This is a genomic window from Micromonospora sp. Llam0 (assembly GCF_003751085.1).
GTDB lineage: Bacteria > Actinomycetota > Actinomycetes > Mycobacteriales > Micromonosporaceae > Micromonospora_E.
Window position 1 is genome coordinate 1,051,852 of record NZ_RJJY01000001.1, and the last position, 10,746, is coordinate 1,062,597.

At 71.9% G+C, this 10,746-nt stretch carries 9 protein-coding genes; 7 read left to right on the plus strand and 2 right to left on the minus strand.

Going from position 1 to position 10,746, the window contains the following annotated elements; genetic code table 11:
• Positions 1 to 3 precede the first annotated feature (3 nt).
• A complete protein-coding gene (locus EDC02_RS04815; RefSeq protein ID WP_123600906.1) occupies positions 4 to 579 on the minus strand; it encodes a TetR/AcrR family transcriptional regulator in 576 nt (191 codons plus the stop codon).
• Between the two features lie 87 nt (positions 580 to 666).
• Between EDC02_RS04815 and EDC02_RS04820 the strand changes: the two genes are divergently transcribed.
• The 3 genes from EDC02_RS04820 to EDC02_RS04830 all read left to right on the plus strand — a co-directional run bounded on the left by EDC02_RS04820 (position 667) and on the right by EDC02_RS04830 (position 3,445).
• Complete coding sequence (locus tag EDC02_RS04820) at positions 667 to 1,581, plus strand: SDR family NAD(P)-dependent oxidoreductase (RefSeq protein ID WP_199757504.1); 915 nt, start codon at positions 667 to 669, stop codon at positions 1,579 to 1,581.
• Positions 1,582 to 1,706: 125 nt separating this feature from the next.
• Entirely contained in the window at positions 1,707 to 2,168 is a 462-nt protein-coding gene (locus tag EDC02_RS04825) for a GbsR/MarR family transcriptional regulator (RefSeq protein ID WP_123604505.1), read from the plus strand.
• Positions 2,165 to 3,445 carry a glycosyltransferase gene (locus EDC02_RS04830; RefSeq protein ID WP_199757505.1) on the plus strand — a complete coding sequence of 427 codons (1,281 nt, stop codon included), beginning with the start codon at positions 2,165 to 2,167 and terminating at the stop codon, positions 3,443 to 3,445. The genes EDC02_RS04825 and EDC02_RS04830 overlap by 4 nt, the downstream gene beginning before the upstream one ends.
• Before the next feature lie 21 nt (positions 3,446 to 3,466).
• Here EDC02_RS04830 and EDC02_RS04835 read toward each other — a convergent pair whose 3' ends face one another.
• Positions 3,467 to 4,090 (minus strand): helix-turn-helix domain-containing protein, encoded by a 624-nt coding sequence (locus EDC02_RS04835; protein ID WP_148083325.1) that lies wholly within the window; start codon positions 4,088 to 4,090, stop codon positions 3,467 to 3,469.
• Between the two features lie 225 nt (positions 4,091 to 4,315).
• On the opposite strand from EDC02_RS04835, the gene EDC02_RS04840 reads away from it, so the two are divergent.
• The 4 genes from EDC02_RS04840 to EDC02_RS04855 all read left to right on the plus strand — a co-directional run bounded on the left by EDC02_RS04840 (position 4,316) and on the right by EDC02_RS04855 (position 10,724).
• Entirely contained in the window at positions 4,316 to 5,704 is a 1,389-nt protein-coding gene (locus tag EDC02_RS04840; RefSeq protein WP_123600909.1) for an amidohydrolase family protein, read from the plus strand.
• The gene (locus tag EDC02_RS04845; protein WP_123600910.1) at positions 5,701 to 6,735 is read left to right on the plus strand and encodes an ABC transporter permease; all 1,035 of its coding nucleotides are present in this window, start codon (positions 5,701 to 5,703) and stop codon (positions 6,733 to 6,735) included. Before EDC02_RS04840 ends, EDC02_RS04845 begins: the two co-directional genes overlap by 4 nt.
• 147 nt (positions 6,736 to 6,882) lie before the next feature.
• On the plus strand, positions 6,883 to 8,061 hold the full coding sequence (locus EDC02_RS04850; RefSeq protein WP_123600911.1) for a substrate-binding domain-containing protein: 1,179 nt from the start codon (positions 6,883 to 6,885) through the stop codon (positions 8,059 to 8,061).
• Positions 8,062 to 8,066: 5 nt separating this feature from the next.
• Complete coding sequence (locus tag EDC02_RS04855; protein ID WP_123600912.1) at positions 8,067 to 10,724, plus strand: ATP-binding cassette domain-containing protein; 2,658 nt, start codon at positions 8,067 to 8,069, stop codon at positions 10,722 to 10,724.
• The last annotated feature ends 22 nt before the right edge of the window (positions 10,725 to 10,746 follow it).

Genomic DNA, 10,746 nt, shown 5'->3' on the forward strand with positions numbered 1-10,746 from the left:
ACGTCAGCTCGACCGCCCGGCCTGACGTAGCACCCGGAGCAGGTCCTCGACCAGGTCCTCGGCGCTGGCGCGGCCCTTTCCGTCGGCCGCCAGGTGGCCGCTGATGGACAGATCGGCGGCGCCGTGCGCCAGCGCGCGGACCAGAGCGGCGGCCCGTTCCGGGTCACCTGCGGGCAGGGCCCCGGCCGCCTGGGCTTCGGCGGTCAGCTCGACGAGTCGCCGCCAGGTGGCGCCGGCCCGCTCGTGCAGGTCGGCGGAGGCGTGCATCGACCACCCGTAGACCAGCGCGAACCGTCGCGGATGTTGCTGTGCCCAGCGTACGTAGTCGAGCAGGACGTGTCGCAGCAGCGCGGCGGCCTCGGTCCGTGGCGTCGGTGTCGCCGTCATGACCCGTTCGAGCCGGTCGAATTCCTGGATGGCGACGGCCTCCAACAGCGCCTGCTTGTCGGTGAAGTGCTTGTACGGCGCGTTGTGTGACACCCCGGCCCGACGTCCGACCTCCCGCAGGGTGACCCGCTCCGGGCCGCCCTCGTCGAGCAGTGCGGTCGCTGCGGCGACCAGGTCGTCCCGGGTGCTCATCGCCCGATCCTAGATCAGGTTGACGCTGTCAACCTGGGCGACGTAAGGTCAGGTTGACAATGTCAACCTGTCGAAGGGTTCACTCTGATGAGAACCGTCGTCATCACCGGGGCCACCACCGGCCTCGGGCTGCGCGTCGCCGGGCGGCTCGCCGCCCAGGGCTGGCACGTCGTGCTCGGTCACCGGGCAGAGAGCCGGGGAGAAGCGGCGGCCCGGCAGATCCGTCGCCGGACCCCTGCAGCGAGCCTCGAACTGCTCCGGATCGACCTGGCCGACCTGCGATCGGTCGCCGACGCGGCCGAGGAACTGCGCCGGTCCGGGCAGCGTCCGCCGCTGCACGCCATCGTCGGCAACGCCGGCATCCAGGTCATCGACGGGGTACGCCGGTCCGCCGACGGCTACGAGCTCACCTTCGCGACCAACCACCTCGGTCATCACCTGCTCGTCACCGGGCTGCTCGACGACCTGGCCGCCGGGGCCCGGATTGCGATCGTCAGCAGCGGCACCCACTGGCGGGAGAAGAGCATGGGCTTCCCGGAGCCGCGTTGGACGAGCGCCCGCGAACTCGCCGACCCGTCCGACGCCGACGCCACCCCGACGGCGGGCCGGGTCCGCTACTCCACCTCGAAGCTGGCGAACATCTACTTCGTCTACGAGCTCGCCCGGCGACTGGACGGGCGGCCGATCAGCGTCAACGCGTACGACCCGGGGCTGATGCCCGACACCAGCCTCTCCCGCGACTACCCGACGCTCGCTCGGACCGGTTTCCGGATGGCCGCCCCGCTGATCAGCGCGCTGCTGCCCGGTGCGCGCAGCTCCCGGGCCTCCGCCCGGCACCTGGCCGACCTGGTCAGCGACGCCCGGTTCGACGGCACCACCGGCGCCTACCTGGAGGGTCCGAAGATCGCCCCGTCCTCACCCGAGTCGTACGACGTCGCCCGGGCGCGACAGCTCTGGGCCGACAGCGAGCAACTGATCGACCAGGCACTCGCCCGCCACTGAGCTGAGTGGGACCGCTGCGGATCGCGCCACCAGCAGCCGTGTTACCGTTGACGTTCGGGAAGTCCTGAACGTTCGTGATGATGATGTCCCGTGGTGGGGCGTCCCCGGTGCCGAAGGAGATGCGCGTGGACCCGGACGCCGGGCGGCGGTACGCCGAAGAGGTCGGTGTCGCCCTCGCTCAGATGGGCACCACCCCTGCCTTCGGCAAGTTGCTCGGCTGGCTGCTCATCTGCGACCCGCCGGGCCAGACCACCGCGCAACTGTGCCAGGCGGTCGGGCTGTCCAAGGCCTCCGTCTCGGCCGGCATGCGGGCGCTGGAGCAGTCCGGCATGGTGCGCCGGGTGCCGACCAGCGGCCGGGGCCACGCGTACGAGATACAGCCGGACGCCTTCGCCCGGGCGATCGACCCCACCGACAAGATGCGCACCTTCGCCGATCTGATGCAGCGCGGGATCGACCTCGTCGGCGACGCGGACGCCCCGGAGGCGGACCGGCTCCGGAGCACCCGCGACTTCTACACGTTCATGATCGAACGGGTGCCGGCCCTGATGGAGGAGTTCCGCCGGCAGACCAAAAGGGACGTGTGACGGTGCGGGTCCTGATCGTCACCGTCGGATCCCGCGGTGATGTCCAGCCGTATCTCGCGCTCGGCACCGGGCTGCGGGCGGCCGGCCACGACGTCACCCTGGCCACCTGCGCCAGGTTCCGGTCCTTCGTCACCGACCACGGCGTGGCGTACGGCCACCTCGGCGACGAGATCCTGCAACTGCTCGACTCGGCGGCGGGCCGCGCCGCGATGGAGGACACCACCGGACTTCTCGGCTCGATCAAGACCAACATCAGACTGGCCCGGCAGGCCAACCCGATCAACCGAGGGCTGCTGGCCGACGTCTGGCAGGCGGCCCGCCAGGCCGACCCGGAGGTGATCGTCTACCATCCCAAGGCGCTGGCCGGCCCGCACGTCGCCGAGAAACTCGGCGTGCCGGCGGTGCAGGCGCTGGCCGTACCGATGTCCGTGGCGACCGGCGACTTCCCCATGATCGGCATGCCCGCGCTGCCGCTCGGTCGCCCGTACAACCGGTTCACCTACCGGCTCGCCGGTGCCGGCTACCGGATGTACGACGGCATGGTCAACACCTTCCGGGAGGAGACGTTGGGGCTGGGCAGGACCAGGGGCGCGGCCCTGGCCACCCGGCTGCCCGACGGGCGACCGATCCCGGTGCTGCACGCCATCAGCGGCCACGTCCTGCCGCGCCCCGCCGACTGGCCCGGGCACGCCCAGCTCACCGGATACTGGTTCCTCGACGGCGCCACCGGTTGGCAGCCACCGGCCGAGCTGGTCGACTTCCTCGACGCCGGCGACCCACCGGTGTACGTCGGCTTCGGCAGCATGGCCGGGCGCGACCCGCAGCGCCTCACCCGCGCCGTCGCCGAAGCGTTGCGCCTGGCCGGCGTACGCGGCATCGTCTCCACCGGCTGGGGCGGACTGGACGCGGCGGACCTGCCGGACACCGTCCTGCCCATCACCCAGGCTCCGCACGACTGGTTGTTTCCCCGGGTGTCCGTCGTGGTGCATCACGGCGGAGCCGGCACCACCGCCGCGGCGCTGCGCGCGGGCAGACCGTCGGTGATCTGCCCGTTCATCCTGGACCAGTTCTTCTGGGGTCGGCGGGTCGCCGCGCTCGGCGCGGGCAGCGCCCCGGTGCCGCAGTCCACGCTCACCGTGCAGCGGCTCGCCGCCGCGATCCGGCAGGTCACCACCGACGCCGATGTCCAGGAGGCGGCGGCGTGGTTGGGGCGGCTGATCACGGCCGAGGACGGCGTCGCGAGCGCGGTGGCGCGGATTGAAGCCGCAGTGGCGTGACCGTCGGTGGGCGTCCGACGCTCACGGTCCGGAGTCGGGCCGGGGGCGCACGATGAACCAGATCGCGTGCACGTCCTGGTCGCTGCGGTTCTCCAGCAGGTGCGGGCGGGACGAGTCGAACACCATGCTGTCCCCGGTGCCGAGCACGACCTCCTGGAAGCCGACCTGGCAGGTCAGCTCACCGTCCATGATGTAGGCGTGCTCGTGGCCGGTGTGCCGCTGGAACCGGCCGGACACACTGGACTTCGCTCCCGGCGGGTAGGTGACCCGCAGGAACTCGGTGCCGGACCCGGTCGCCGGGCCGAGTTGCTCCCAGACGACACCGCTGTCCATTTCGATCCGTCGTCCCTGGTCGCGGCGCACGATCGCCACCTCGGAGTCCAGCCGGGCCTCGATGGTGGCGGCGGCGGGAACCGGTGCGGAACCGTTCGGCGACGGCGGGGTGTCGAACAGGTCGACCATCGACATGTCGAGAGCTTCGACGATCGCGTACAGCGTGCTCACCGAGGAGCGGGACCGGCCCGTCTCCACCAGTGAGAGCATGCTCGCCGAGACGCCGACCTTCTTGGCCAGCGCCCGCAGCGACATACCGCGTGCCTGGCGGGCAGCGCGGATCCGCCCACCCAGGTCTTCCGCCTCAGACAATGTCAAGCCACCCCAAACAGCCCAATCAGTAGATCTCTGTGAATCTACCCGATCACGCCCGGTGTCGGCTAGCTGATGTCGGGATTTCGGTGAGTGTTGTTGAACGAAGTGTTGATTGAGGCTTGACACCGGCGTGGTGTGCGTCTCATCCTGGGCAGACACATTTCCTGGACGAGTCACCTGAGTTTCAAGACGTTCACGTAGTTCGACGAAGGGACGGCACCGATGACAGGCAGCGTCCTGCTCACGGGAGGAATAGTTGTCACGTGCGCCGGGTCAGACGAGGTGCTCTGGCCGGCGGACGTACTGATCGACAACGGGGTGATCACGGCCATCGGCCGTGACCTGCCCGCCGGCGACGCACAGCGGGTGGACGTGTCCGGGCGCATCGTCATGCCCGGTCTGGTCGACACCCACCGGCACACCTGGCAGGCGGTGGTCCGCAACATCGCCTCGGACTGGACCCTGGACCAGTACCTGGTCGGCCTGCACATCGGGCTGAGCCGCTACTTCCGGCCCGAGGACACCTACGCCGGAACGCTGATCGGCGCGCTGGAAGCGCTCGACGCCGGCGTCACCACCCTGCTCGACTGGTCACACAACCTGTTCACCCCCGACCACGCCGACGCCGCCGTCGACGCCCTCACCGACGCCGGACTCCGCGCGGTGTTCGCCCACGGCGGGGGCGCACAGCAGTGGGGCGGGGAGATGCCCTCACCGGTCCCGCACCCCGAGGCCGACGTACGTCGGCTGCGTGCCGGCCGGTTCGCCGACAACACCGGCCTGGTCACCATGGGGCTGGCGCTGCGCGGACCGCAGTTCAGCACCCTGGAGGTCACCAAGGGCGACTTCCAGCTCGCCCGCGAACTCGACCTGCGGATCTCGGTGCACGTCGGCGACGGACACTGGGGCAAGATCAAACCGATCCACCAGATGAACGGCGAGGGTCTGCTCAGCGACCAGGTCACCTACGTGCACTGCAACACGCTCGCCGACGACGAGCTGCGGCTGATCGCCGACACCGGCGGCACCGCGTCGATCGCCCCCGACGTGGAGATGCAGATGGGGCACGGCTGGCCGGCCACCGGGCGGCTGCTCGACCTCGGCGTACGGCCGTCACTGTCGGTCGACGTGTGCAGCTCCATCGGCGGCGACATGTTCACCACCATGCGTACCGCCCTCGCCGTGCAGCGGGCCACCGACAACAGCGCCGCGGTCGCGGCCGGCGAGGCCCCCGAGCGGGTCCGGCTGTCCTGCGCCGACGTGCTGCGCTTCGCCACCATCGAAGGCGCGCGGGCCAACGGGCTGGACGCGGTGACCGGCTCGCTGGAGGTCGGCAAGGCGGCGGACATCGTGATCCTGGCCGGCGACACGCTCGCCACGATGCCGATGAACAACCCGGTCGCCTCCATCGTCTACGCCGCCCACCCCGGAATGGTCCGCGACGTGCTGGTGGCCGGCCGGTTCGTCAAGCGCGACGGCAAACTCGTCGGGGTGGACCTCGACCGGCTGCGCGGTCTCGCCGAAGCCTCCCGCGACCACGTCATCTCCTCACTCGACGGCGCGGAGATCGGCGGCGGCTGGCAGCCCGACCCGAAGCTGCTGCTGGCATGAGCATCCAGACCGTGGCGGGCGCACCGCCGACACCGACGACACCGGCCGTGCGGCTGGCCGACCCGCTGCGGGTGCAACTCGCCGGCTGGCCCGCGAGCCGCGCCCTGGCCGCGGTCGTGGTGCTCTTCGCCGCCAGCGCGATCATCTCGCCGGCCAGTGTCGGCAGTACGGCGCTGCTGGCCATGCTGCCGTTCGCCGCGCTGACCATGGTGGTCTCACTCGGCCAGACCCTGGTCGTGCAGCAGGCCGGCCTCGACCTGTCGGTGGCCGGGGGCATCGCCCTCGGCGCGCTCGTCGTCGCCCGCTACGGCGGCGCGGACGCTCTCGGGCTCGCCCCGGCGATCGGGCTGGCACTGCTCGTCGCGGCGGTCGCCGGACTGGCCAGCGGGCTCGTGGTGACCTACCTGGGGCTGCCCGCACTGGTCGTCACCCTCGCGATGAACGCGGTGCTGCTCGGCTTCGTGCAGTACCTGTCCGGCGGCTACAGCGCCCAGGTCGCCGAGTCGTTCGCCGGCTTCGCGGTGGGCCGTACCCTCGGCCTGCCCAACCTGCTCTACCTGGCGGTGGCACTGGTCGTCGTCGCCCAACTCGTCCTCAAGACCACCGTGATCGGCCGCCGGTTCGAGCTGGTCGGCGCGAACCGGCGGGCCGCGCACGCGGCCGGCATCAACACCCGGCGCTACACGGTCGCCGCCTACCTGCTGTCCGGGCTGCTCGCCGGGGCCACCGGGGTGCTGCTCGCCGGTTTCCTGCGCACCACCACGCTCAGCGCGGGGGACAGCTACCTGCTGCCGTCGGTGGCCGCCGTCGTGCTCGGCGGCACCGCGCTCACCGGCGGCCGGGGAAGTCTCGTCGGCACCGCCCTGGGCGCGCTGTTCCTCGGCCAGCTCAGCCAACTCGTGCAGACGTACAGCCAGACCGCCGCGATCCAGAACATCGTCCAGGCCGTGATCATCGGCGTGGGTGTGGTGGTCCAACTCAGCCTCGCGGCGCGACTGCGCCAACGGGCGATCAGACGGACCAGCGGGTAGCGCGACCGGACCAGCGGACAAAGACCTACCTTGACGAACCGACCCCGTCGGTGGAGACCTCCGTCGGCCGGCCCATTGCGGCCATATCAAGATGAATTTTCACTCTATTTCATGATCCTGATCCATCATCAAGTCAGGAGAATCCCGATGATCCGAACAACCAACCTGCGCCGCCACCGGCGGTCCGCAGCCGTCACCTTGTTCGCCACCGCCTGCCTCACCGTCACCGCCTGCTCGTCGACCGCCGCCCCGAACGAGGACACCGGCACCGACGGCGGCACCGTCGCCATCGGCAACACCGGCCCGCTGTCCGACCTGATCGACATGAGCGAGGTCTGCGGCGACGAACCGGTCACCGTCGGCCTGGTCGACGGCTTCGGGACCAACTCGTGGTCGCGGATCCTGCGCGCCGAGGTCGAGGACGAGGCCCAGAAGTGCCCGGCGATCGAGGGCGTCGAGTACGCCGCCGGCCGCGGCGACCTGCAGGCAACCCTGTCGGCGATCACCGGCATGACCGCCAAGGGCGTCGACATCCTGCTCGTCGTCCCGTCCGCCGGACCGGGCGCGTCGCACCTGCCGGCGATCCAGGCCGCCCACGCCGCCGGTGTGGTCGTCGTCCCGATCGGCGCAGACCCGACCGGTACGCCCGGCACCGACTACTTCGACTACGTCGACTGGGACACCCGGCACGACGGCGTGTTGTGGGCACAGTGGATGGTCGACCGGCTGGGTGCCGAGGGCGGCAACGTCGTCCTGCTCGGCGGCCCGGCCGGCAACGCGGTCAGCCAGCAGGAACTCGAAGGCATCAACGAGGTCTTCGCCACCGCCCCGCAGATCAACGTGCTGACCCCGGAACCGGTCACCACCAACTGGGACCCGGCGATGACCCAGCAGGCGATGGCCGGCCTGCTCGCCAGGTACCCGCAGATCGACGGCGTGATCAGCGACTACGGCACCGCCACGATGGGCGCCATCCGGGCGTTCCAGAGCGCCGGCCGGCCGCTGGTGCCGATCGCCACCACCGACGACAACGAACTGAGCTGCCTGTTCGACGACGCCAAGACCGACAACCCGGACTTCGAGCTGGCCACCGTGTCGGCCCGTACCTGGATCGGCCGGGTCGGGCTGCGCAAGGCGCTCGCGCAGATCAACGGCCTGGACAACCAGGAACCGTCACTGATCCAGCTCAGCCTCTACGAGGACTCCACCGGAGCAGCCGACGGCGCGGTCACCCCCGCCGACGCCTGCCAGCCGGCGCTGCCGCCGGGCGCCTCACCCTCGTCGCAGCTGTCCGCCGACGACCTCGCCGCGCTGTTCGAGGGCTGACCGCGATGACGACGTCGGTCCGCCACGACACCGTGTTGACCCTGCGCGGGATCGTCAAGACCTATCCGGGCGTACGCGCCCTCGACGGGGTCGACCTGACCGTGCGGGCCGGCGAGGTGCACGCCGTCCTCGGTGAGAACGGGGCCGGCAAGTCCACCCTGGTCGGGGTCGCCGCCGGCGCGGTGGCCCCCGATTCGGGCACCATCACCCTGCTCGGGCGGGAGCACCGGCGGCTGACCCCGGCGCTGGCCCGTGCCGACGGCCTGGCGCTGGTCTACCAGACGCCGGTGCTCGTCGGCAGCCTCACCGTCGCCGAGTCGATGCTGATGCTGCTGCCCGAGCGGGTCCGGCCCGGCGTCGACCAGGTGGCCGCCTGGACCCGCCGCCACCTCGACGAACTCGGCCTGCCCATCGACGCCGCCACCCTGGTCGCCGACCTCACCCCACGCCAGGCGCACCTAATCGAGATCGCCGCCGCGCTCGGCAGCGAACCGCAGGTGCTCGTCCTCGACGAGCCCACCGAGGCACTCGGGCCGGACGAGACCGAATGGCTGTTCGAACAGGTCCGCCGGCTGGTCGCGGCCGGCGGAGCGGTCGTCTACATCACCCACCGGATCCCGGAGATCCGCCAGATCGCGCAGCGGCTCACCGTGCTGCGCGACGGCCGGGTGGTCGACAGCGGCGACGTCGGGGCACAGACCGACGAGGAGATCGTCGAGCTGATCGTCGGGCGCTCGCTGGAGACCACCTTCCCGCCAAAGGCCGACCTGCCCACAGCCGACCTGCCCACAGCCGACCTGCCCACAGCCGACCTGCCCACAGCCGACCTGCCCACAGCCGACCTGCCCACAGCCGACCTGCCCACAGCCGACCTGCCCACAGCCGACCTGCCCACAGCCGACCTGCCCACAGCCGGGCGGACCGACGCCAGCTCGTCGCTGCTGACCTTCGACGGTCTCACCGGCACCGGGTTCCGGGGCGTCAACGGCGGAGTACACCGCGGTGAGATCCTCGGCCTCGCCGGGGTGGAAGGCAACGGGCAGCGGCAGTTCCTGCGGGCGCTCGCCGGCCTGGTGCCGGCGAGCGGCCGGGTGGCGGTCGACGGCCGACCGGTACGGCTGACCGGGCCGGCCGCCGCTGCCCGCCACGGCATCGTCTTCCTCTCCGGCGAACGGCTCGCCGAAGCGATGTTCGGCCAGCTCAGCGTCCGGGAGAACGTGGCCGCCACACACCTGCCGGCGGTGTCGATCGGCAAGGTGCTGCCCCGGCGGGGCGCGGAGCGGCAGACCGTGGCCGCCGCGGTGACGTCGCTGCGGGTCAAGACGGCCACCCTGGACAGCCCGGTCGGCGCGCTGTCCGGCGGCAACCAGCAGAAGGCGCTGCTGGCCCGGGCGGCGCTCGGCGAGCCCGCCGTACTGCTGGTCGAGGACCCCACCCAGGGTGTCGACGCCGGCGCCCGGGTGGAGATCTACCGGGTGCTGCGCGAGCTGGCCGCGCGCGGCACCGCCGTGGTGGTGCTGTCCACCGACGCGGTCGAGCTGGAAGGGCTCTGCGACCGGGTGCTGGTCTTCTCCCGGGGTCGGGTGCAGGCCGAACTGGCCGCCGACACCCTCTCCGAACGGCACGTCACCGGCGCCGCCGTACTCGCCACCGAAGCGGCGGTCGAGCACGGCGCCAACCGGACCCGCCCGCCCCGGCGGCGGCTGTTCGGCGGCGAGACGCAGACCCTGGCGGTGCTGGCGATGACCGTCGTGGGCGCAGCGGTCACCGCCGCGTCGTCGCCGGCCTTCCTGAGCCTGATCAGCCTGCAGCAACTGCTGGTCGCCGCCGCGTCGCTGGCCCTGGTCGGTCTCGCCCAACTGGTCGTCGTCATCACCGGCGGGATCGACCTGTCGGTCGGCTCGACGGTGGCGGTCGCGGTGGTCGTCGTGTCGTTCTTCGCCGACGGCGCACCCGCCGCCTTCGCCATCGGGATCGTCGCGGCTGTCGGCGCCGGCATCCTGGTCGGCCTGATAAACGGGACCCTGGTGACCGCCGTGGGGCTGCCCCCGGTGGTGGCCACGCTGATCACCGGGATCGGCGTACTCGGGATGGCGCAGCTGCTGCGGCCGCTGCCCGGCGGGGCGGCCAGCGGCGCGCTGCGGACCCTGCTCGGCACCACGATCGCCGGCGTACCGCTGACGTTCCTGGTGGCGGTCGCCGCCGGCGTCGCCGGGCACCTGCTGCTGCGCCGCTCGCGCCTCGGCCGGGCGCTGCGGGCCACCGGCTCCGACCCGGTGCGGGCCGCGCGGATGGGCGTCGACACCATCCGGACCAAACTCACCGGGTACGCCATCGCCGGCGCGCTGGCCGCGCTCGGCGGGGTGGTGCTGTATGCGCAGACCGGGGTCGGCAACGCCGCCGTCGGCCAGGCGCTGACCCTCGCCTCCGTGGCGGCGGTGGTGCTCGGCGGGGCGAGCATCTTCGGCGGCTCCGGCTCGGCGCTGGCCACCGTCGCTGCCGCCCTGTTCCTGCAGACCGTCACCAGCGCGATCAGTTTCCTGTCGTTCAGCCTTGCCTGGCAGTTCTGGATCCAGGGCGTCCTGGTGGTGGCCGCCGCGTCGTTGCCGCTGCTGCGCAACCGGCGGCGTCGGCGGGCCGTCGTCGCGCTCGCCGCCGGCTGAGGCCGGCAGGCCCGACCGGGGC